The organism is Pedobacter sp. Leaf176 (genome assembly GCF_001424305.1).
Taxonomy (GTDB): Bacteria; Bacteroidota; Bacteroidia; order Sphingobacteriales; family Sphingobacteriaceae; genus Pedobacter.
Map to the genome: position 1 here is coordinate 879,048 of NZ_LMPD01000001.1, position 25,328 is coordinate 904,375.

Sequence of the window (25,328 nt, forward strand, 5' to 3'; positions counted from 1 at the left end):
AAATTAAGATGAAAAATTCATTTAAAATATTATTTGCATCAGGCGCTTTATTGCTTTCTTTAAATTCTTGTAAGAAAGATGCTTTAAATTTAAAGCCAACTAACGATGCAACAGCCGACGTTGTTTACGCATCGCCAGCTGGTTATAAAAATAGCCTGGTTAAACTATATGCCACTTACTCTTTAACTAGTCCCTCGGGTTCTGATAATAGTGATGTAGGCGGTTTAAACTCCGGTTTTGCCGATTTTTTGAGGTTATTCTGGACTTCCCAGGAGTTAACAACTGATGAAGCCATTTGCGCGTGGGGTGATACAGGTATTCCTGAGCTAGATTATTCTACACCAAGCGTGGATAACCAGTTTTTAAGAGGACTATATTCAAGAAGTATTTTACAAATCACTTTTGTAAATGAATTTTTGAGAGAAAGTACTCCGGAGAAACTGGCCGGAAGAAACATCACCGGTGCGGATGCAGCTGCAATTACGAAGTACCGTTCTGAAGCACGTTTCTTACGTGCCTACCAATATTGGGTATTAATGGATGCTTTTGGTAATCCTCCTTTTGTAACAGAAAATGATGCTATTGGTAAAGTTGCACCTCAGCAAATTCAAAGAGCTGCTTTGTTTAATTATGTAGAGTCAGAGTTAAAAGCAATTGAAACCGATTTGCCTGAACCCCGTGCAAACGAATATGGTCGTGCTGATAAAGGTGCTGCCTGGGCTTTGCTTGCAAGGATGTATCTAAACGCTCAGGTTTACATTGGTGCACCAAAATATACAGAGGCAATTACTTATTCAAGTAAGGTTATCAATGGTGGTTATGCGTTAAAAGGAAATTACATGGATTTATTCAGAACGGATAATGATAGCAGAACAACAAACCTTGAAACCATTTTAAGCATCAATTACGACGGTGTAAACAGCACTAATTATGGAGGAACTACTTTCTTAATTAATGCTGGTATTAACGGCGATATGAATCCTGCTTCGTATGGTGTTCCAAATGGCGGTTGGGGTGGTAACAGAACCCGAGCTAACTTACCAGCGCTATTCCCTGATGCCAACGGAACTTTAGATAAACGCGGTGCATTCTTCGGGACCAAAAACAGCATTGATGATATTGGCGTTTTTACGGATGGTTTACGTGTAACTAAGTTTAAAAATGTTAGTTCTACAGGTATAACACCGCCATCTTTAAATGGAACCTTCAGTTCATTGGATTTTCCAATTTTCCGTTTGGCCGAACAATATTTAATTTATGGAGAGGCGGTGATGAGAGGCGGAACCGGTGGTACAACGGCTTTAGCTTTAACTTATGTAAATGCATTGCGCACACGTGCTTATGGCAATACTTCCGGCAACGTTTCTACATTGACTACCGACTTTTTCTTAGATGAGCGTGGCCGTGAGTTATATTGGGAAGGGCACCGTCGTACAGATTTAGTGCGTTATGGTAAATATACAGATGGAAGTTATTTATGGCAATTTAAAGGTGGGGTGAAAGCGGGCGCAGCATTACCTGCCTACCGTAACTTATATCCGCTTCCAACAGCAGATTTAATTGCCAATCCGAACCTAAAACAAAACACCGGTTATTAATCTCAATCATTCAATAGATATGAAATCAAATTTCTTAAAATCCTTGGCATTCAGCTTAATCGCTTTATCGCTTTGGTCTTGTAAAAAGGATGAAACTAGAGCAATTGCTACTTCAGGAACTGGAGGCGCTTTGCAAACTTCAGCAACAAGCGTTGTTTTAGATAAATCGAAGCTTACCACAACAGTAGTTACTTTCAGTTTAGCTGATGCAAATTTTGGTTACCAGGCAGCCGTTTCTAATACTTTACAATTGGCGGTTAAAGGAACAAACTTTGCTGCACCTAAAGAAGTACTGCTTGATGCAAAAACGACATCAAAGGCATACAATGGTTTAGATTTTAATAACTTATTATTGTCTTTAGGCATTTCTACAAGTGTAAATACGGATGTGGAATTTAGAATTAAATCCTCTATTTCCACAACAGCAGCACCTGCTTACAGTAATGTGGTAACCATTAGTTCAAAACCATTCCCATTAACTGCATGGATTTATGTTCCTGGAAACTACCAGGGCTGGAATCCGGCAAGTGCCGATAGTTTGGTTTCCGTTACCGGAAATGGCGTATACTCAGGTGTTATTAAATTTGATGGACAGAAATTCAAGATAACGACTGCTAAAAAATGGGATGTTGCATATGGAGATGCTGGCGGTGGTAAATTAAGTACTTCAGGTGCAGATATTAACTCCGTATCTGCGGGCTTCAAATTACTTACTGTTGATTTAAATACCCTTGTTTATACCATTGCTGATGCTGATTACTGGTCTATTATTGGTAATGCTATTCCAGGAAGTAACTGGTCTGTAGATACAGATTTAAAGCCGACCAACGATGGGAACAATACATGGACAGCCACAGTTGCTTTAACTCCGGGTGCTTTTAAATTCAGAAAAAATCACGATTGGGGTACAAGTATAGGTGATAACGGGGGCGACATAAACGTTGCAACTGCAGGAAATTACAAACTGGTATTAACAGTTGCTGCCGATGGCAAAGGCGGTACATATACATTGACAAAAATTTAATTAATTCAATACCCTGCAAAAAATTGCAGGGTATTCTTTTAACTTCCATCAGCGTTTAATAGGAGAAGTTCTCATTTTTATCTAAGTCAGGCACTTTCAAAATTCAAACGCTCATCAAGTTTTCTGGTAAGCCTCATACGTACGATTTCATATCAAAATGAAAAATAATTTTCTTTTAATATTTGCTCTATTTTTAAGTGCAAATCTTTTTGCGCAAAAATTAGAGCGTATTGAGCCGATGTTTTGGTTCTCGGGGATGAAAAATCCCAAATTGCAATTACTTATTCATGGCGATAACATCGCATCGAGTAGCGTAAGCCTTTCCTATCCCGGTGTAAAGCTGGTTAAGGTAAACAAAGTTGAAAATCCTAATTACCTCTTTGTTGATTTAGAAATCTCGTCATCTACAAAAACCGGTAAATTTCCTATAAATTTTTCTGCCAATGGCAAAAAATTATTTACGTACACATACGAATTAAAAAATCGCGATAAAAGCGCAAGCAGAATTCAAGGTGTAACACAAAAAGATTTTATTTATCTACTAATGCCCGATCGCTATTCTAATGGCGATAAAAACAATGATGTTGTTCAGGGATTAACAGAGACTGCATTAAATCGCGATAGCATGTACTATCGACATGGAGGTGATATTCAAGGTGTGATTAATCACCTGGATTATCTTAAAGATTTAGGCATTACCACTGTTTGGATGACTCCTGAAATCGAAAATGACATGCCTCAAGCATCTTATCATGGTTACGCTGTAACAGATCATTATAAAATCGACCCCCGTTACGGTACTAATGAATTGTTTAAGAAATATGTTGAAACCGCACATGCAAAAGGCATGAAGATAATAAAGGATATTGTACACAATCACATTGGCACCGGGCACTGGTTTTTTAAAGACTTACCGATGAAAAACTGGGTGCATCAATGGCCTGAATATACTCAAACCAGTTATCGTGATCAGGCAGTAATGGATACGCATGCATCTCTTGCTGACCGGAACAAAATGCTTGATGGCTGGTTTGTACCTTCAATGCCCGATTTAAACCAGAAGAATCCTTACGTTCAAAATTACCTGACACAAAACCACATCTGGTGGATTGAATACGCTGGGATTGATGGACTGCGTTTGGACACATACCCTTACAATGATCCTGTATACATGGCCGACTGGGCATTAAAACTAAAAGCAGAGTTTCCAAATCTATCTGTATTTGGCGAAACTTTTGTTCATGGAGTTGCTAATCAAGCCTATTTTACCGGCGGCAATACAGTTAATCGTGGCTTCGATACCCATTTGCCCGGAATTACGGATATGGCAATTAAGGAATCCATTTATGAAGCTTTAAATGGCAAAAATGGATGGACAGATGGCATTAATCGTTTGTACGATGTTATTGCTCACGATTTTCTGTACAAAGACCCGACTCTCAATTGTATTGCTTTAGATAACCACGATATGAGCCGCTTTTATTCTGTCGTAAACGAGGATTTCGATAAGTACAAAATGGGCTTGGCTTTGTTGTTAACGATGCGTGGCATACCACAAATGTATTATGGAACGGAAATTCTGATGAAAAATTTTTCCAATCCCGATGGCCTCGTGCGTTCTGATTTTTCTGGCGGATGGGATAATGATAAAAAAAATAAGTTTACCGCCGATGGCAGGACAAACAAAGAAAACGAGGCTTTCAATTTCGTGAAAACTTTGGCTAATTACCGCAAAAATAGTGCAGCTTTACAAACGGGAAAATTGATGCAGTTTGTACCTGAAGATGACCTCTATGTTTATTTCAGATACAATACTAATGCAAAAGGTAGTGTAATGGTTGTTACAAATAATACTGAAAAAGATAAAACGCTAAATACAAATAGATTTGCAGAAAGAACAAGCGGAATTACGACTGCAAAAAATGTAATTTCAGGAAAGCGCACATCTATCGAAGAAATCAAAGTGCCAGCTAAAACAACATTGGTATTAGAGTTGAATTAAAGCCCCACCCAACCCTCCCCAGAAGGGAGGGCTTTAAAAACCCAAAGCACTAATAAATGAAAAAGGTTATATAACCAAAGGATAATAAAATAATAAAATAGAATTAAGATAATTACATAAACGCTTTTGCGCTCCCTCCCCTCTGGGGAGGGTTGGGGTGGGGCTTATATATAAACACAATGCAAGAAAATAAATATCCGGAACCTTCAACATCAATTAAAGCCTGTCTTTTTGATTTAGACGGCGTGCTGGTCGATACAGCCATATACCATTACCAAGCCTGGAAACGTCTGGCCAACACAATGGGCTTCGATTTTACAGAGGAACAAAATGAACAATTGAAGGGGGTAAGCAGGGTAGAGAGTTTAAATAAAATTCTGTCCTGGGGCGGCATTGAAAAAACTGATACTGAAAAGGAAGAACTTGCTACTTTAAAAAATAGCTGGTATGTAGATATGATTACCAAGATGACGCCAGCGGAGGTATTGCCTGGAACGGTTGATTTTCTGACTGAAGTTCATCAAGCAGGTTATAGACTTGCTTTGGGTTCTGCAAGTAAAAATTCAGGAATCATTTTAGAACGTACCAATCTTGCTCATTTCTTTGATGAAATTGTAGATGGTAACATGGTTACGAAATCAAAACCCGACCCTGAGGTATTCTTGAAAGGCGCAGAATTTTTAGGCTTTAAACCAGATGAATGTGTGGTTTTTGAAGATGCTGTTGCAGGCGTTGAGGCCGCAAAACGTGGCGGAATGAAGGCCATAGGAATTGGAGAAAAAAGCTTGCTAAGCCAAGCCGATGTAGTGGTAAGTGGTTTAGATAAGTTAACGGTTGAAGATTTAAAAAAATTATAATAAGGTTTAAGGCGTAGGGTTAAATGTTTAAGACGGCTAGTCTTGATACTTGATACTAACTACTTGATACTAGATATGAAGAATTACATTAAAGCAGATGAGTGGAACATTATCGAAGAAGGCTTTGATCCACATTTGAATAAAATTTCGGAAAGTATTTTCAGTTTGGGTAATGGCCGCATGGGTCAGCGTGCCAATTTTGAAGAAACTTATTCCGGAGAGACCCTTTTGGGTAACTATGTTGCAGGTGTTTACTATCCGGATAAAACCCGTGTCGGTTGGTGGAAAAATGGTTATCCTGAATATTTCGCGAAAGTTTTAAATGCAGCGAACTGGGTAGGTATAGAAGTGAAATTGGATGATGAAATCTTGGATTTGGCAACTGCTGAAGTAAGTGAGTTCAAACGCGTATTAAATATGCATGCTGGTGTTTTGGAACGTACTTTCACTGCCAAACTTAAAAGTGGTAAAACGGTAAAAGTGATGGCTACTCGTTTTTGCAGCATTGCTGATGATGAAGTTGGTGCAATCCGTTATAGCATTACGCCTTTAAACTTTAATGGGAAAATCACTTTAATGCCTTTTATTGATGGAGATATCAAAAATCAGGATAGCAACTATGATGAGAAATTTTGGACCTTGGTTTCTGATGAAATCACTGAAACAGAAGCTTACATCAAATTAAGGACAAAGAAAACTGAATTTGAAGTATGCACTGGAAGTCATATCGGATTGTACAAAAATTCGGAGAAAATTTCCATCAATTCAGAGGCTGTTCGTAAAGAAAAATTCGTTGGACAAACTTTTTCTGTTGATGTAAAAGCGAACGAGGAAATCACTTTGATTAAAGTTGCTGCAAATTTATCTTCAGAAAATTATGCAAAAGAATCACTTTTAAAAGAAGCTAAAGAAGTTATTAAAAATGCTATAGCAAAAGGGTTCGATACGTTATTAAAAGAACAAACTGAGGCTTGGGCTACCAAATGGGAAGAAAGCGATATTGTAATTGAAGGAGATGTTTCGGCTCAGCAGGCAATCCGTTTCAATATTTTCCAATTATTTCAAACTTATACTGGTAAAGATGATAGGTTGAATATTGGTCCGAAAGGTTTTACCGGCGAGAAGTACGGCGGTTCTACTTATTGGGATACCGAAGCTTATTGTGTACCTTTTTACTTAGCAACGGCTCCGCAGGAAGTAAGCAAAAACTTGTTGGTTTACCGCCACAAACAACTGGGCAAAGCCATAGAGAATGCGGCGAAATTAGGTTTTAAAGATGGCGCTGCATTGTATCCAATGGTTACGATGAATGGCGAAGAATGCCACAATGAGTGGGAAATCACCTTTGAAGAAATTCACCGAAATGGTGCTATTGCTTTCGCGATTTACAATTACATCCGCTATACTGGTGATGAAAGCTATTTATCGGATTTTGGTTTGGAAGTGCTCATCGGCATTGCCCGTTTCTGGAAACAACGTGTTAATTGGAGCGGTGAAAAACAACAATATGTAATGCTCGGCGTAACTGGTCCGAATGAATACGAAAACAACGTAAACAACAACTGGTACACCAACTTATTAGCAACCTGGTGCATGAAGTATGCAACAGAAGCTGCGGATATAGTAAAAAATCGGCAGCCAGAAAAATATAACGGCTTATTAAAAAGCTTAAATTTTGATGCTCAGGAATTTGCCGATTGGGCAGATATCATTGAGAAAATGTATTATCCGGAGGATAAAAATCTAGGCATTTTCTTGCAACAGGATGGATATCTGGATAAGGAGCAAACTTTGGTAAAAGACTTACCAGCAAGTGAAAGACCAATCAACCAGAAATGGAGTTGGGATAGAATTTTGCGCTCGCCATTTATCAAACAAGCTGATGTTTTACAAGGATTGTACTTCTTCGAAGAGGATTACGACTTGGAAACCATCAGAAGAAATTTCGACTTTTACGAGCCACGTACCGTTCATGAAAGTTCTTTATCGCCTTGCGTACATAGTATTTTAGCGGCTAAATTAAATGATGAAGCCCGTGCTTACGAATTTTATTTACGTACTGCTCGTTTAGATTTGGATGATTATAACAACGATACGGAAGATGGCTTACACATTACATCAATGGCCGGAACCTGGATGAGTGTAGTAGAAGGTTTCGCTGGTATGCGTGTTCGTGATGGCAAATTGCAGTTTAATCCTTTCTTACCAAAGCAATGGAAATCGTTCTCGTTTACCATTGGTTTCAGAGGTGCGACTTTGAAAATAAACATCACTGAAAACGGTATCAATATTAAGAATAATAATGCTGTTGATTTAGAAATCGGAATCAGAAGTCAGTTTTATAAACTATCTGGAAACGCAGAAATCGAAGTAAATAACGCAGAGTTGGTATGATAAAGGTTGGTGGTTTAGAGGTCGAAGGTAGAGGGTTTTCACCTAAATCCTTAGCAAGCAAGGATAGTTTTTCGGCTTCATATCTGTCTCCCTTTGCAGGGGACAGGGGGAGGATTTTAGCTCTTTTACTTATCTTTACCATTATTTCACAATCATCCTTTGCACAAAAAAAGAGTAAAAATATGAACGATAAGCAAATCGTTATATATCAGTTATTGCCCCGTTTATTCGGGAACAAAAATACCACCAACATACCTTATGGAACCATTGAGCAAAATGGCTCTGGCAAGTTTAATGATATTACAGATAAGGCGCTGGATGGGATCAAAGAATTGCATGTAAATTACGTTTGGTATACGGGCGTTATTGCACATGCAAGCCTAACCGATTATTCGAATTATGGAATTAAGGTTGACGATGCCGACGTGGTGAAAGGAAGAGCTGGATCTCCATACGCAATCCGCGATTATTATGATGTAAATCCTGATTTGGCAGTGAATGTGAAAAATCGGATGCACGAATTTGAAGCTTTAGTGAAAAGAACACATGCAAAGAATCTAAAGGTCATTATCGACTTTGTTCCAAACCATGTAGCCAGAGGTTACCATTCTTACGCCAGGACAAAAAATGTTATCGACTTTGGTGCTAATGATGATGTAACTAAAGCGTTTAATCCAAAAAATGATTTTTATTATGTCCCTGGTCGGCCATTTGTGGTGCCAACCAATGGAGAAAAGACACCACTTTCTGTTCTGCAGGATGGGTATTTCGATGAAAATCCTGCTAAAGCTACTGGTAATGATGCATTTACTGCTGCTCCAAAATATGATGATTGGTACGAAACCATTAAGTTGAACTATGGCGTGGATTATCTAAACGGAAGAAAAGAATATTTTAATCCCATCCCTCCGGTTTGGACGAAAATGCGTGATATTTTAATTTTTTGGGCAGAAAAAGGTGTTGACGGATTCAGGTGCGATATGGCAGAAATGATTCCTATTGCATTTTGGAATTGGGTTATTCCTCAGGTTAAACAAAAGAACCCGAAGCTTATTTTTCTGGGTGAAGCTTACAATCCTCAGGTTTACAAGCAATATTTAGAAGAAGGAAAGTTCGATTACCTGTATGATAAAGTTGGTTTATACGACGGATTAAAAAGATTAATCAAAAATGAACCCAATGCAGATGTGAAAGACATCCGTTATGTATGGCAGATCGAAAGCGCTGGTTTTGGCAAAAATATGTTGCGCTTTTTAGAGAACCATGATGAAGAACGAATTGCATCAGCAGGTTTTGCGGGCAAAGCTGAACTGGCTCTGCCTGCAATGGTGGTATCAGCAACACTGGGTTCTGGTCCGGTAATGCTTTACTTCGGTCAGGAAGTGGGCGAACCCGGCAAAGGCAAGGAAGGTTTTGGTGGTGATGACAACCGCACCACAATTTTCGATTATTGGGGTGTTCCAAATCATCAGAAATGGATGAATGGCGGCTTATTCGATGGCCATTCGCTTAACGCAGCACAACATAACTTAAGAGCTTACTACAAGCAGCTGTTAAAAGTAACTTCAATAAGTGATGCAGTTGTGAACGGTGAAATCTATGATGTTCCACAGGTGGGAAATATGAATAATCGCATGTATGCCTTCATCCGCTATTCGGGCAAGCAGCGTTTGCTGGTAGTCGCTAATTTCGATAGAAACCAAACTTTAGACGCTAACATTGAAATTCCTGATAACATATTGAAAGTGAAACATTCATCCCCGGTTACAGATTTGTTAACAGATAGAAAATTAAATATACCAGCAGGAACGAGCATTCCTGTAAAACTTAGCCCTGTTTCGGCACAAGTGATAGAATTTTAAACCTTTATAATTAACCGCAAAGACACAAAGATTTTCGAAAAGAATAGAAGAACTAGCTTTGCGGCCTTAGCGCTTTTCCACGCTGTGCCCTTTGCGTTTAAATAAAAACCAAATACAATGAGCTTAAAAACAATAATCGAGAACCCGAAATTAACACTTGCACAAATTATTAACATGAGTGTTGGTTTTTTCGGAATCCAGTTCGGTTGGGACTTACAACGTGCCAACATGGGCCGTATTTACGAAAACCTGGGTGCCAATCCCGATCAGGTTCCTTTATTGTTTCTGGCTGCACCACTAACTGGTTTGTTGGTTCAACCCATAATTGGTTATTTAAGCGACAGAACCTGGCACCCGAAGTGGGGCAGAAGAAGGCCTTATTTTATGATAGGTGCTATTGTAAGTAGCATCGCTTTAATTTTCATGCCGCATAGCAGTGCCTTATGGATGGCAGCCGGTTTGCTTTGGGTATTGGATGTTTTCGGCAACATCGCTATGGAGCCTTTCCGTGCTTTTGTTACCGATAAATTGCCTGATAGCCAGGTTAATCGTGGTTTCATCATGCAGAGTATGATGATTGGTTTAGGTGGGAGCGTTGCATCGGCTTTGCCCTGGTTGATGAAAAATTTATTCGACCTACAAAATACAGCAGCACAAGGTCAGATTCCCGAAAATGTGAAGTTCTCATTTTATATCGGTGCGTTTTTCTTTTTTGCAGCCGTATTGTGGACAGTTTTTACCACTAAAGAATATCCGCCGCAAGATGTAGACTTTAAAGAAAAAGTTCGGGAAAGCAATAAAGGTTTTGGCGGAGGTGTTTCCGAAATATTCAGTGCTTTAAAGAACATGCCTAAACGCATGCAAATCGTTTCCTTAGTTCAGTTTTTTACCTGGCCAGGTTTGTTTCTAATGTGGTTTTATTATACCACTGCAGTGGCTGTAAACGTTTTTGGCGGTAAAGATGCTGCCGACCCGGTGTATGCGCAAGGGGCCGACTTTGGAAGTTTAACCCTGGCCTATTATAGCGTAATTACTTTCCTTTTTGCCTTGGTCTTACCTAAAATTGCTGACGCTTTAGGTCGCAAAACCACCCACGCCTTATGTTTGATCTGTGGTGCAATTGGCTTAATCAGCGTGGCTTGGGTACACGATAAAAATATGCTTTATTTATGTATGACAGGTGTCGGTATCGCTTGGGCGAGTATCCTTTCTATGCCTTATGCGATGCTAAGCGGTTCCTTACCCAAAGATAAAATTGGTATCTACATGGGCATTTTTAACTTTTTCATCGTATTGCCTGAAATTATCGCATCGCTTGGTTTCGGCTGGTTAATGCGGAATGTGCTTAACAACGACAGGCTTTTAGCAGTACAATTGGGTGGTGGCCTAATGGTTTTGGCGGCAATTATCTGTTATGTATTCATAAAAGAACCAAAGGTAACTGATGATGTCCTGGCCGCAGGACTCGGAATCGAAGAAAACAGATCAGTTTAAATATTATATAGCAACAAAGACGCAAACGTTACATGAAGTAAACTGAGCAAAAAATCTAATGATTTGTATGACTCTGTGCTACTTCTTTCTTCATGGTAAAAATCCTAAATAATCTAAGCAAATAAAAAACTCCCGTGATCTGTTAACGCTATCACAGCGCAATACTCCCTGCAAACAAAACTTCATCTGGTGAAACCAGTATTAATCTTTCATCTAACAGCTTTACCGAAATTTTGGTGCCAGGAGAGTGCCATGTTTCAGTAAAGCAGTCCTGAAGTAGCTTAGCTTTATAAAATCATCGAATTGGCTGCTTTTTTGACAACTTTCTTATCTATTTTAGTTAATATTGCTTTAACAACTATCTAAAATATATGGAGAACAAATTAACGCATCACTTGCTCTGGGAACGGCTACGTTCTGGCGACAAGGATGCTTTTTTTGATCTTTATGCTGCCCTTTATTACCCGCTTGTAAATTTCGGAATCCGGGTTTGTGCTGATTCAGATATTTCCAGCGAGGCTACCGACCTGGTGTTTACCACCATTTGGGAAAAACATGAAACGCTTAACCGCGTTGATAATGTTGAGGCTTATCTACGCACGTTTCTAAAACGTAAACTGATTAGAATTCTTGAACGTAAGAAAAAATTAAGTGTTGCTTTGAGCAACGCTGGCGCCGATGGAGACTGGATGGAGATGAGTTACGAAGAATTTATTGTGAAAGTTCAAAGCGATGAACTGGTTCGATACCAGTTGAAAAATGCGCTCGATAAACTAACCTTCAGGCAGAAACAATTAATACACCTTAAATTTTTTGATGGACTTAGTTACGAGCAAATCGCTGAGCAAACCAATCAAACGATAAAAACAGCCTATAATACCGTTTATGACGCATTGAAAGTTCTGCGTAAAGAACTTAAGGCTTAAATGGAAAGTCAGCCGGAGGATAATTATCTAGTTTCTAGTCTTCTCTTGCCTACATGAGCCCCGTCCTGCAATTTCGGGCGGGGCAATTAAATAAGGTTTTGCAGAACAGCCATTTCTGATTTAAAATATTCAACCTTTTCCTGTTAAAATGAGCTCAGAGACAAATAAATTTCTTTGTTTTAAGCATCTGCTGTACAAATATTCTGGTTTGTTAAAAAAAAGTTAATTTTTTTTTAGGAAAAAGTAAACTTTTTAGGCACTGATAGGTAAAAGCCAAATAATAATGATTGATAGAAGTCAATTCAATGCAGAAGATTTTCTTGTTGACAGTACATTTCAGCAGTACTGTGCAGGGAGCGACAAGCTTTGCAGTGAATATTGGGAGAAGTATATTGCGGCTCATCCAGAACAGGCAAATGTTATTGCCGAAGCAAGAAAATTACATTTCATTTTGAGCGGAAATAAACGTCCGCTAAATAATCAGCTAAATTCTTTAAAAGAAAGTTATAATAGCGAGAACTCACTAAAGGTTGCCGGAAACTATAAGTGGCTTAAAGTGGCTGCTGCCATTTTAATGGTAGCTAGTATCGGCATTTTGTATCGGTCTTATCAGGTAGGCAACACAGAAGTTGTTTTAGTTGCAAAAACATTTCAAACCAAAAGTGGTGAGAGGAAAAAAATTACCCTTCCTGACGGCTCAACAGTTTTGTTAAATGCGCAGAGCTCATTGTCAATAGGAAAGGAATTTAATCAAACTTTTCGTGAGGTTACATTAAGAGGCGAAGGTTATTTTGATGTTATCCATAACAAAAATAAGCCTTTCAAAGTGCGCACCGAAGAATTTAACATCAACGTTTTGGGTACATCTTTTAATGTTAAGGCGTACCCCGATGAGACATCGTCTGAAGCAACTTTAATCAAGGGGTTAATTACAATGGAAGCTGTGAATGGTAATGGCGGAACAATTACGCTTAAACCAAGTCAGAAAGTAACATTTTATAAAACAGAGGTTGCAAAAGAAGCACGAAAGGCTGCAAAGCCTGCGGCAACCCGGCCAGAAATTATAATAAACCACTATACTTTAATAAAAGACAGCACCATCGTAGAAACCGCCTGGACGCAAAACAGGATAGAAATTTATGATCAGGATTTTGATGAAATACGAGCGGTTCTGGAGAAATGGTTCAATGTAGAAATCAAGTTTAAAAATCCTGATGTTGAAAAATATCGATTTACGGCAACCTTTAGTCATGAAAGTATTGATCAGGTGATGTCCGCATTACAAAAAGTAGAAAATTTTAAATATGAGATAAAAGGAAATCAAGTAATCATCTCGAAGTAATAAAAAAGGACGGTGTTGGCGCACCGCCCTTACAATTCTTCTTTGATCTATCAATGGCAGTTTATGCGCGAACAGATTGCTGCCAAATAACTATGCAACCAAAAAAACAAAAATATGATTTATTATTACTTACTGCAAGGGCGCCCGAGATACAGGACGCTTTTAAAATTCATTATGCTAATGAAACTAACCTGTATTATGGTTTTCATTACCTGTCTTAATGTTTCGGCATCGGTTTTTTCTCAGGAAAAAATTTCTCTCGATGTAAAAAAAACGAAGTTAGCCAGGGTTTTACAGATTATAGAGCAGCAAAGCAGTTATCATTTTGTCTACAGCTCTTCTTATGTTCCTGTTAATAAGGATGTAAGTATTACCGTGACCAATATTCCGGTTACGGATGTTCTGTCTGCAATCCTTAACAGAACAAATCTAAAGTACTCCGTTTCTGATGGCGGTTTAATTGTAATCAGTAGAAACAAAGAAGTTCCGATTAGCGGGACGGTGAAAGATGCGCAGGGTGGTTCATTACCTGGCGCTTCGGTGAGGGTAAAGGGAACTGCAATAGGTACGTCAACGGATGTAAACGGAAAATTTGCTTTGAATGCGCCAGAAAATGCAGTATTGGTGGTTTCGTACGCAGGTTTTCAAACAAAAGAAATTTCAATAGGCTCTCAAACAAACTTCGACATTGTTTTAAGCGAAGACAGCAAGCAATTAACCGATGTCGTTGTAACTGCTTTAGGCATTAAGAAAGAAAGAAGAGCACTTGGCTATTCGGTTACGCAAATCGGTGGGGAAACGCTGACCCAGGCTCGAGAAAATAATATTACGAATGCTCTTGTTGGTAAAGTTGCCGGTTTGGACATTGCGGGAACATCGGGCGGTGCAGGTGCCGCAACGAATGTAACCATTCGTGGTGTCTCCAGTTTGGGTCCATCCAGTCAGCCATTGTATGTTGTAAATGGTATCCCGATGGAAAGTGCACCTGTTGGATTTGGGAGTACAATTGGAATTGGTAATAACGGCGGGCAATATGACAATGCACCAGATTTAGGCGATGCGATAAGTAATTTAAATCCTGATGATATAGAAAGTATTTCGGTATTAAAAGGTGCTGCAGCATCTGCCTTATATGGTAACCGTGCCAAAGCAGGTGTTATCTTAATTACCACGAAAAGTGGAAAAGGGAATAGCATTGAATTTAGCAGTAATTATGTTGCTGAGCAGGTTATGGATAGAACAAACTGGCAATATGTGTATGGTCAGGGTGTAAATGGACAAAAACCAACGACACAGCTTGCGGCTGCTTCAACAGGAAGTTCGAGCTGGGGCGCAAGGCTAGATGGTAGCAGTGTAATTCAATTTGATGGACAAAGCCGACCATATAGCGCTCAGGAAAATAACATCGAAGATTTTTACCGGACTGGCGGAAGCTGGACAAACACGCTGGCATTAAATAAAAGCTTCACCGGTGGCGTAATTCGTTTGTCCGCAAGCGATTTAACCAACAACTCAGTTGTGCCCAACTCTGGTCTCGACAGGCAGAATTTTACCTTATCAGGAACTTTCGACCCGATCAAAAACCTGGTTATAGATGCCAGGATGAATTATATTCTTGAACAGGCAAAAAATAGGCCTATGCTATCGGATGGTGCTGGCAACGCTAATTACAATGCGGCATTTTTACCAACAAGTGTTAATATTGCAACGCTTCAGCCAGGCAAAAATCCAAATGGATCTGAGCTTTCCTATAACACAGGCAATCCCTATGCAACCAATCCATGGTTTGCCGCAAACGATTTTATCCACGATACTAAAAGGGAGCGTTTACTAAGCTCATTTAGCGCAAAATATACTTTTGATAATGGTTTATTCATCCAAGGTAGAGCAGGTAGAGATTCATACAATGACAGCTATATCGCTGTAACACCTTCTGGTACCGCGTATGATGCAGATGGTGGCTATACCGAACAAAACAGTAAGTTTTCGGATATTAACATCGATGGATTAATTGGTAAATCTTTTAAAATTGATGATTTCTCGATAACGCCAAATCTTGGAGCGAGTTATCGTCGTACAAAAAGTGAAGGCATAACCAATGGCGGGGCGTCGTTTCAAATTTTTGGGATCTATACGCTGGCTAATACAGGCGGTAAATCTGTTTCTGCTTATAAACTGGATCAGGAAACGCAATCTGTTTATGGTACTTTGGAACTTGCTTATAAAGACATTTTATATTTAACCGGTAGTGCCAGAACAGATTGGTTTTCAACATTAGCCACACCTGGAAAAGACAATAAGCTTGATGTAATTTATCCATCTGTTAGTGGTTCATTTGTATTTTCAGAATTGTGGAAACCATCCTTTTTAAGTTTCGGTAAATTAAGAGCAGGCTATGCAATGGTTGGTCAGGCAACAAACCCTTTTCAAACCCAGCTTTATTATAATTTACGCAGTGAATCCGTAAATGGTGCTCCACTTGGCAACATCGTAAACAGTTCTATCCCGAATTCATCTTTACGTGCCTCTAAAGCTACAGAGCTGGAGATTGGTACAGAAATGAGATTTTTTGGTGATAGATTAAGTTTTGATGTTACCTGGTATAACAAAAAATCAACGGATGAAATTCTTCCGGTTCCAACTTCAACCACTACCGGATATAGCGGTGCGGTACTAAATATCGGTAAACTTAGAAACAAGGGTGTTGAAGCCCTAATTTCAGGCGTTGTTTTAAAGGCAGACGATTTTAAATGGACATCAAGTGTGAACGGTTCTTATAATGATAATAAAGTTTTAACACTGGCGCCTGGTACGGCCTCTCAGTTACTTGCAACTTCGAGAAGCAATGTGGGTTTCCTGCAAAATCTTGAAGGAATGGCCATTGGACAGGTTATGGCCTACGATTTTCTGTATGACGCAACTGGTAATATTGTAAAAGATACCAATGGAGCTCCGCAGAGAGGTGAACTGAAAGCTTATGGTTCTGCTTACAATAAATGGGCTGCAGGCTGGAACAATGAATTCAATTATAAAGGTGTAAACTTATCTTTCTTAATAGACGGGAAATGGGGTGGAAAGATTTTCTCGGCTACAGATTACTATGGCTATATTTTTGGCTTACACCAGGCAACGCTTGAAAATCGAGATGCTTTGGGTATTAATGCTGCAAACTATTACAGTACATATGCGAATAACGTTTCTAAACAGTTTGTACAGGATGCTAGCTTCATTAAATTCAGGCAAGTAATTCTGGGTTATAACTTCCCTGCCAAAATGTTTAACAATAAGATCAAGGGCTTAAATCTAAGTTTCGTTGGGCGTAATTTATTCATTCTGATGAAGAAAACCGATAACATCGATCCGGAGTCGAGTTATAATGCAACCATTCCGGGTATGGAGTTGGGTGGTGTACCGCCAGTACGCACATACGGTTTAAATTTAAGTGTTAAGTTATAATCCTTTAAACGAATTGAAAATGAAAACGATCATAAAATTACATATACCACTTTTATTGTCTGGTTTAATACTGATATGCGGGTGTACCAAAGATTTCGAAAAAATAAATACCGACCCATTATCTGTAAGTCAGGAACAAAACAATCCTAATTACTTATTATCCACAGCACAACTAACCTATACGGGCAGCACCGATTTTGCATACGAAACCTGGAGAGGGAATTTAATTTATGCCGCTACGATGATGCAGGGTATGTCGTCCGTAATAAGTTACTGGGCTGGTGATAAGTATATGTTAAATGAAGGCTATACCGCTGCTTACTGGGAAAAAGCATATCCCGACCAAGTTAAATATGCTGTTGATTTAGTAGAATCGACCAGAGGCAAAGTGCAGTATAACAATATTCATCAGATGGGTAGAATCTGGAAAGCCTTAATTTTCGAAAGGTTAACAGATTTGTATGGCGATATTCCATATTCTGATGCAGGAAAGGGTTACTATTCTGCAATTCTTTATCCGAAATACGACACACAACAGGCGATATATACCGATTTGCTTAAGGAAGTTGATGAGGCTTCTACGGCTTTAAATGGATCTGGAGATGCTGTTATCGGCGATTTGGTTTTCGCAGGCGATGTTGCGAAGTGGAAACGTTTTGGCAACAGTTTAATGTTGCGCATGGCGATGAGGTTAACAAAGGCCGATGCAACCTTAGCGCAAACCTACATCACAAAAGCGGTAGGTAAAACGATGACAGGCGATGCAGATAACGCATTTTTTAAGCATGACAGCAATGGTGGCCGTGTTACTCAAAACAGAAATGCACAGGTTTTGCTTGGTGATGGTGGTCAGGAAAATTACTATACAAGATGGAGTAATACTTTTATTAATTACCTAAAAGCAAATAACGACCCTCGTTTAGGGAAAGTAGCGGTAACCAAATTATATTTAACAGATGTTGTTAAAACTCAAAACCCGGCATATATAACAACGGCTTCTGTACAGAAAGGAATGCCAAATGGTAAAGATTTAAGCGGTATTGCAGGTAGAGATGTTCGTCAGGATGCTTCCTATACAGATTTTACTGACTATTCATCGCCACATCCAGGTATGCTAAAGAGAGATGGAAATACCTTTATTTTAACCTATGCAGAATCGGAATTATTATGGGCCGAGGCCGCTCAACGTTTTAATATCGGCGGCTCTGCTGCGTCGCACTATAATGCAGGCGTAACATCAGCAATGACTTTTCTCTCGCAATACGATGCGAACATGGCGGTAAGCGCAAGCGATGCAGCAACCTATTTAGCTGCGCATCCGTATGTAGCTGCAAATGGTTTGGATATGATTGCAACGCAATATTGGGCACATACAATAACCATGTTGGATTTTTACGAAACCTGGGCCAATTGGAGAAGAACTGGCTTGCCCGCATTGGTGCCGATAATCTATCCTAATACAAACACAGGTGGTTCTATTCCTCGTCGTTTCCCTTATCCGCTAGGTGAGGGCGTATCAAATGCGGCAAATTACAAAGCGGCTTCGGCTGCTGTTCCGGGGGGAGATAAACTGGTAGGCAGAGTTTGGTGGGATAAGTAAGCCTCTAAATTAATATTTCTAATGGCATCGCGATTTGCGATGCCATTTTTTTATGGTAACATTTTCAATGTTTTTTTGATTAGCAAAGCTTAAATTGGATATTTATGCACCAAACCAAAATAAATGAAATCTAAACTTTTACTATCTGCTTTCTTCTTAGGAAGCTTTTTTGCGAATGCTCAACAAGTACAAAGGCGCACACCGGCCAAAGAAACTACAACAACCTCTCAGGTAACAATCAAAGAAGAACCAAAACCCAGCGGTAATGAACGCACAATAAAGGTTGAAAGTTCGGTTATTACCAACCATACCGTCAACATCGATGGCAAATCGGTCGCATACAAAGCTACAACTGGAACCTTGCCGGTTTGGGATGAAGACGGAAAAGCGATTGCTGGTTTGTTTTACACCTACTACGAGAGAACTGATGTTCAAAATAAAGATAAACGTCCCTTAGTAATTTCATTTAATGGTGGTCCTGGTTCAGCTTCAGTTTGGATGCACATTGCCTATACTGGTCCGGTTGTTTTAAATATTGATGATGAAGGCTATCCTGTTCAGCCTTATGGTTACAAAGAAAATCCCTATTCGATTCTGGATGTTGCAGATATTATTTATATCGACCCGGTAAATACTGGTTATTCGAGAGCCATTAGTAAAGATATTCCGACAAATAAATTTTTTGGCGTCAGAGCAGATATCAAGTATTTGGCGGAATGGATTAATACGTTCGTGACGAGGAATAATCGATGGGCTTCGCCAAAATTTTTAATTGGCGAAAGTTATGGTACAACGCGTGTTTCGGGGCTGGCTCTGGAATTACAGAACAGTCAGTGGATGTATTTAAATGGTGTTGTCTTAGTATCGCCTACAGAACTTGGTATCGAAAGAAGCGGTCCGGTTGATGCAGCTTTACGTTTGCCTTATTTCGCTGCTACGGCCTGGTACCACAAAGCCTTAGCTGCAGATTTACAAGCCAAAGATTTAACTGCAATGTTGCCTGAAGTAGAAAGCTTTACCATAAATGAGGTCATTCCTGCAATTTCTCAAGGCGGCATGTTAGCTGCGGAAAAGAAAAAAGCAATTGCGGTAAAAATGGCTCGTTACTCCGGAATCTCTGAAAAAGTATTTTTAGACTATAACCTCAACGTTCCCACCGATTTCTTTTGGAAAGAACTACTAAGAGATAAAGGATTCACCGTTGGTCGCCTGGATTCCCGCTACAAAGGAATCGATAAAATGGGTGCTGGTGAATCGCCGGATTATAATGCCGAATTAACTTCCTGGTTGCACTCTTTTACACCTGCAATTAATATGTACATCAGAAATGAATTGAATTACAAAACTGATTTAAAATATAATATGTTTGGTTCTGTTTATCCCTGGGATAATTCAGGAGATAAAACAGGTGATAACTTAAGACAGGCGATGGCGCAAAACCCATACCTTCATTTATTGGTTCAATCCGGTTATTACGATGGTGCCTGCGATTATTTCAATGCTAAATACAGCATGTGGCAATTAGATGCTGCGGGTAAACTTCAGGATAGAATGACCTGGGAAGGTTACCGCAGCGGGCACATGATGTACCTGCGTAAAGACGATTTGAAAACTGCAAATAACCACATCCGGGAATTTATCAAAAAAGCGATGCCTGGAGCTGGAGTTCCAGCTAAATTCTGACAAAATTTGTAAATCAACTTTTGGAATAAATCGAGCTGGCAATTTGTCAGCTTTTTTTTTGGAGGTTTGTAAAAATTGGAATGGCAAATTGCCCAAAGGCAGCCCGGAGAAGGTTGAGGTTTTATGCGGCATTAAATAATTTTAAGTGTTAAAAGAACACTAACTGTAACAAACTAAAAATAAATACTTATTTTTGTTGTCCAATTATGCAGCAAATAAAAACATCATTCGATTTTGAAAAACCTATTGCAGATTTAGTTCAGCAGATAGAAAAGGTTAAACAAGTTGCGGAAAAGACGAAGGTAGATATGTCTGCTACTTTAGACGAACTTGATGTCAAATTAAATGACACCACAAATAATTTATATAAAAACTTAACCGGTTGGAATAAGGTTCAAATGAGCCGCCATCCAGACAGACCGCAAACACTTGATTACATCAATATGATCTGTGATGATTTTATTGAGTTGCATGGCGACAGAACGGTTAAAGATGATAAAGCAATCATTGGTGGTTTTGCAACCATCAACGGTCAAACGGTAATGGTTATTGGTCATCAGAAAGGAAAGAACACCAAAGAGCGTCAATACCGCAATTTTGGTATGGCAAACCCTGAAGGTTACCGCAAGGCTTTGCGTTTAATGCGCCTGGCGGAAAAATTTAATAAACCTGTGGTATCTTTCATCGATACGATGGGTGCTTACCCAGGCCTGGAAGCGGAGGAACGCGGACAAGGTGAAGCCATCGCCCGGAATTTACTCGAAATGTCAGTTTTACGAGTGCCAATTATCTGTGTTGTTGTGGGTGAAGGCGCCTCCGGAGGTGCTTTAGGTATTGGTATTGGTGATAAGGTTTACATGCTGGAACACACCTGGTATTCCGTTATCTCACCTGAATCCTGCTCTTCTATTTTGTGGAGAAGCTGGGATTTTAAAGAGAAAGCAGCAGAATGCTTAAAACTAACTTCAGATGATATGTTTGGTAACAAGCTTATCGATGGGATTATCCCTGAACCACTTGGTGGTGCTCATCAGGATCCTGAATTAATGGGGCAAACCTTGAAAGATTATATTTTAAAAGATTTGGCTTCATTAGGGAAGATAAAAACAGAAAAGCTTATCGAACAAAGAATTGATAAATTTTGTGCGATGGGTGTTGTAAACGAATAGGATTAATTTTTGATATTTAGAAATCCTGCTTGTTAACTCAAGCGGGATTTTTTGTTGGTCTTTAGCGCTTCCGCTCGTTTTTAACGAGCGGATAAATAGCTAATCGTATTTTACGATACTAATAGGAACTGTAGAGCTCTACTTTTAAGTAGTTAGCACTTCCGCTCGTTTTTAACAAGAGGGTTAGTAATAATTTGTATTTTACGAATATTATAAACATCTAATAATTCGACTTCTAAGATTCCCGATAAACTACCATAATTTGAAGCAGAACTATACAAATAATGCTCAGGTTCAGAAACTATACCTGCCCTAATTAACAACCATTTTTTTCTGCTCTCATTGCTTTCTCTAATTAATAATTTATTTGTGAACTTTTTGAAATCCCTCACGATTTCAAAAAGTTTTAGATTTCCTTCAGCAGAGGCAATTAAGTGAATATGATTTGTCATTAAGCAAAAGCGTAAAGTCTCATTCCCGTGTTTTGTTGACAGTATTCTAGAGAATCGATGATGATTTCTTTATAGGAGTGACGGGTAAATATATCTATCTAATCCACGATTGTGGAAGTAAGGAAGTATATTCCCTCAGGATTGGTCGCTTTATATTGATCTGACATAAGTTAAATATAACAGATAATTATTTTTCTTGCGACCTGGTCGCTAAGTTATTAGTGCACTCGTTAAAAACGAGCGCAAACAAATTTCAGGAGACTTTCAAGACTTCGCAAGTCAGTTCTAAACAAAAAAGCAGCTACAAATTAATGCAGCTGCTTTTTGAAATCTTTAATCTGGATTATTGTCCTGATTGCTGACCAAAGTAACCTGAAAACCTGGCTTCAAGGCCAGCAAATTGCGTTTCAAGTTGCGCGCTTACTTTTGTCTGCTCCATTGCTTTCGAGGTTTTAATCATTCTGTCCAGATAATATAGTCCTGTTTGAACATTTTGTGTTCCCGTTAAGCTGCCTTTTGATGCAGATATATCAGCGAGATAAGTAAGTTCTTTTTGTACATAATCTCCGGATTTCAGCAACATATCATTAGCTCTTGCTGTTTCACCAAGCTTATATAGGTTTTCGGCCATATAATATTTGACAACAACTGTTCTTATACCGAAAAACTTATCGGGCATAACACTATAATACTTTTCAACCACTTTTTTAGCTTCCGCAATTTTACCTTCTTTAATCAGACTTCCTGTTAAACTGCTGAATAAGTTTGTAAAAATAAAGGTATCATCAGAAGATTGCGGGTCTAAATATTTCGCCGTTTTCATATTGCCCCACTTAAATTTATCCATTACGTTATTGTAAAGCACAGGGGTATTTAATAATTCCTCTCTTTCATCAGAAGCAGCAGTATCGGCTTTTAATGGTAATAAGCGGAGTGCTAATCCTTCGCTGTATAAATATTTATCCAAGCCGTTATATTGTTCTGAAGGGACTGTCGAAGCAAAATAGATTGGACGTTTCCAGTTGTTATGGGCAAGGATATCAAGCATTGCTAAGGTTCCTTTTGTAACATAACCCTTGTTAAATTTCCATTCCATTACTGGTGCAATTTTAGCTGCGTCGGCCGCAGGTACAGTTCCTGTGCTAATTACTTCCTGAGGATTGATGGTTAACTTAAAGTTTTTGGTTGGCAGAAAATTAGATTTTGTACCGTCCTGCATCGCTACTTTATCATCAGGGCTATCAGATAATAATAAGTCAACGATATTTTTTAGCTCAACATTACCAGCAATTTTATAATCATCGTAAGGCATTACATCACGTTCACCCTGTACAAACTGCGATTCTTTCATCGAAATTGGCAGCGGTTCTGAGTCATTTTGTTTTTGTTTCATGCCATTCAGATACCAGTCCGTATCGAATAAACTTAGGTTTACAATACGTACATCCGGACGAACTCTTTCAACTTCCTGGATATACCAAAGCGGATAGGTATCGTTATCTCCGTAAGTAAATAAGATGGCGTTTGGCGCACAGGATTGTAAGTAGTCTAAGGCGATATCGTGTGCAACTAATTTGGTAGAGCGATCATGATCATCCCAACCTTGTTGCGCCATAATTACCGGTGCCGCAAATAAACCAATTACAGAAGCTGCAATGGCAGCCGTAGCAGGTGAAAGTTTCTTAAACAACCATTCTTTTATGGCTAAAACCCCGAGACCAATCCATATTGCAAAGGCATAAAATGAGCCTACATACGCATAGTCACGTTCACGAGGTTCTAGTGGTTTTTGGTTCAGGTACAATACAATCGCAATACCAGTGAAGAAAAATAATAGACCAACAACGCCTGCATCTTTTTGATTACGGCCAAAGTGCCAGACCGCACCCATTAAACCAATAATTAATGGTAAAAAGAAGAACCTGTTATAGGCTTTATTATCAACAGTTGATGGCGGCAAATGACTTTGGTCGCCATGCCAGATTGCGTCAATTGGTTTAATTCCACTTAAAGAAGTACCCTCAAAACCACTTCCCTGGCCTTGCTCGTCATTTTGGCGGCCAACAAAGTTCCAGCCAAAATAACGCATGTACATATAGCCAACCTGGTAACTGAATAAGAACCCAACATTATCAACCAGATTTGGTTTTTTGCTGTCATCTAAATGCATCCATTCCTTATAAAATTCGGCGTGCTTCTGGTCGTCACTATACATACGTGGCAACAAAGTGTTGTCTGCATATTCGTAATCATTCTTTTTTCCGGCAACTTCATACTTGTCAGCACCTTTTCTCCAGATTGTTTTTCCTTCTTTTACGCCGGTTCTCTCCGAATTATAATTTGGCCCGAATAACAACGGGCGATCGCCATATTGCTCACGGTTTAGATAACTTAAGAAAGAGAAAGCATCTTTAGGAGCGCTGTTATTTAAGTTCGGGTCGGCTTTAGCCCTGATGATAATCATTGCAAATGAAGCATAGCCGAATATGATTAAAACCGTAGAAATCAAACCTAAGTTTAATAATTTCTTTTGATGTTTGATTGAATAACGGATACCCCAGACAAATGCACCAATTATTAGAATTGCGAAGAATAACACACCTGTTCCGAAACCTAATCCTAATGTATTTACGAAAAATAAATCGAAGTAAGCACCAAATGAAACCAGGTATTGAATTATTCCATATTGAATAACGCCTAAAATTAAGATGCCAACAATCAGGGTTTTGAAAATGCCTGAAGTGGTTGCTTTTTCAGTTCTTTTAAAATAGTAGATAAATGCAATTGCAGGGATGGTCAACAAGTTTAAAAGGTGAATACCGATGGACAAACCCATTATATAGGCTATGAACAATAGCCATCTATCTGCTCTTGGCTCATCCGCATGTGATTCCCATTTTAAAATACCCCAGAATACAATCGCTGTAAACAATGAAGACTGTGCATAAACTTCGGATTCTACTGCTGAAAACCAGAAACTATCCGAAAAAGTGTAAGCCAATGCACCAACTACGCCTGCACCCATTATGCTGATTAATTGGCCGGAGGTTAACACTTCCCCTGCTTTAACCAGTGTTTTTTTAGCAAGCGCTGTAATTGTCCAGAATAAAAATAAGATTGTGGCAGCACTCGATAGAGCGGAGCCAATGTTCATCCAATAGGCCACTTTGGTTACATCACCAAATGCGAACACGGAGAAAAACCTTTGCAACATTAAAAATAACGGGGCACCCGGTTGGTGAACAACCTGCATCTTAAATGCAGACGCTATAAACTCACCGCAATCCCAGAAACTAACTGAAGGTTCTAAGGTTAAAACATAAGTTATTGTAGCAATTAAAAAGCAAATCCAGCCCGTTATATTGTTAACTTTTGAATAATTCATTTGGTTTTTGAATAATGATATTAAATGTAATGCAGATAAAATGCAGCCGAAATTAATTAATATAGTCGATAAATAAGGAATAAC

Annotated in this window: 15 protein-coding genes; 13 read left to right on the forward strand and 2 right to left on the reverse strand. The window is 39.0% G+C overall.

The annotated features are described in order from the left end of the window. The first annotated feature begins 8 nt into the window (after positions 1–8). From ASF92_RS04030 to ASF92_RS04090, 13 genes are all read left to right on the forward strand, one after another. Positions 9–1,598 (forward strand): RagB/SusD family nutrient uptake outer membrane protein, encoded by a 1,590-nt coding sequence (locus ASF92_RS04030; protein WP_157263710.1) that lies wholly within the window; start codon positions 9–11, stop codon positions 1,596–1,598. Between the two features lie 19 nt (positions 1,599–1,617). Further along, entirely contained in the window at positions 1,618–2,622 is a 1,005-nt protein-coding gene (locus ASF92_RS04035; protein WP_056088122.1) for a SusE domain-containing protein, read from the forward strand. Between the two features lie 157 nt (positions 2,623–2,779). Beyond that, positions 2,780–4,624: a glycoside hydrolase family 13 protein gene (locus ASF92_RS04040; RefSeq protein WP_056088126.1), complete on the forward strand. Its 1,845-nt coding sequence runs from the start codon at positions 2,780–2,782 to the stop codon at positions 4,622–4,624. A 179-nt stretch (positions 4,625–4,803) separates the two neighbouring features. Continuing rightward, positions 4,804–5,481 carry a beta-phosphoglucomutase gene (pgmB, locus tag ASF92_RS04045; protein ID WP_056089156.1) on the forward strand — a complete coding sequence of 226 codons (678 nt, stop codon included), beginning with the start codon at positions 4,804–4,806 and terminating at the stop codon, positions 5,479–5,481. A gap of 75 nt (positions 5,482–5,556) precedes the next feature. Next, positions 5,557–7,875, forward strand: a complete 2,319-nt coding sequence (locus ASF92_RS04050; protein WP_056088130.1) for a glycoside hydrolase family 65 protein — start codon at positions 5,557–5,559, stop codon at positions 7,873–7,875. Beyond that, the gene (locus ASF92_RS04055; protein WP_231729737.1) at positions 7,872–9,737 is read left to right on the forward strand and encodes an alpha-amylase family protein; all 1,866 of its coding nucleotides are present in this window, start codon (positions 7,872–7,874) and stop codon (positions 9,735–9,737) included. Before ASF92_RS04050 ends, ASF92_RS04055 begins: the two co-directional genes overlap by 4 nt. 117 nt (positions 9,738–9,854) lie before the next feature. Beyond that, complete coding sequence (locus tag ASF92_RS04060; protein WP_056088132.1) at positions 9,855–11,231, forward strand: MFS transporter; 1,377 nt, start codon at positions 9,855–9,857, stop codon at positions 11,229–11,231. A gap of 371 nt (positions 11,232–11,602) precedes the next feature. Then, positions 11,603–12,157 carry an RNA polymerase sigma factor gene (locus ASF92_RS04065; protein ID WP_056088134.1) on the forward strand — a complete coding sequence of 185 codons (555 nt, stop codon included), beginning with the start codon at positions 11,603–11,605 and terminating at the stop codon, positions 12,155–12,157. A 283-nt stretch (positions 12,158–12,440) separates the two neighbouring features. Further along, the gene (locus tag ASF92_RS04070) at positions 12,441–13,499 is read left to right on the forward strand and encodes a FecR family protein (RefSeq protein WP_056088136.1); all 1,059 of its coding nucleotides are present in this window, start codon (positions 12,441–12,443) and stop codon (positions 13,497–13,499) included. Between the two features lie 180 nt (positions 13,500–13,679). Then, complete coding sequence (locus ASF92_RS04075) at positions 13,680–16,955, forward strand: SusC/RagA family TonB-linked outer membrane protein (protein WP_231729738.1); 3,276 nt, start codon at positions 13,680–13,682, stop codon at positions 16,953–16,955. 19 nt (positions 16,956–16,974) lie between these two features. Next, positions 16,975–18,555 carry a SusD/RagB family nutrient-binding outer membrane lipoprotein gene (locus ASF92_RS04080; RefSeq protein WP_056089163.1) on the forward strand — a complete coding sequence of 527 codons (1,581 nt, stop codon included), beginning with the start codon at positions 16,975–16,977 and terminating at the stop codon, positions 18,553–18,555. Positions 18,556–18,678: 123 nt separating this feature from the next. Further along, entirely contained in the window at positions 18,679–20,238 is a 1,560-nt protein-coding gene (locus tag ASF92_RS04085) for a S10 family peptidase (protein WP_056088140.1), read from the forward strand. Positions 20,239–20,444: 206 nt separating this feature from the next. Next, positions 20,445–21,407 carry an acetyl-CoA carboxylase carboxyltransferase subunit alpha gene (locus ASF92_RS04090; RefSeq protein WP_082489440.1) on the forward strand — a complete coding sequence of 321 codons (963 nt, stop codon included), beginning with the start codon at positions 20,445–20,447 and terminating at the stop codon, positions 21,405–21,407. 152 nt (positions 21,408–21,559) lie between these two features. Here the strand turns inward: ASF92_RS04090 and ASF92_RS21160 are convergent, their stop codons facing one another. Further along, entirely contained in the window at positions 21,560–21,859 is a 300-nt protein-coding gene (locus ASF92_RS21160; RefSeq protein ID WP_056088145.1) for a hypothetical protein, read from the reverse strand. Between the two features lie 343 nt (positions 21,860–22,202). Then, a complete protein-coding gene (locus ASF92_RS04100) occupies positions 22,203–25,244 on the reverse strand; it encodes a DUF2723 domain-containing protein (protein WP_056089170.1) in 3,042 nt (1,013 codons plus the stop codon). Between the last annotated feature and the right edge of the window lie 84 nt (positions 25,245–25,328).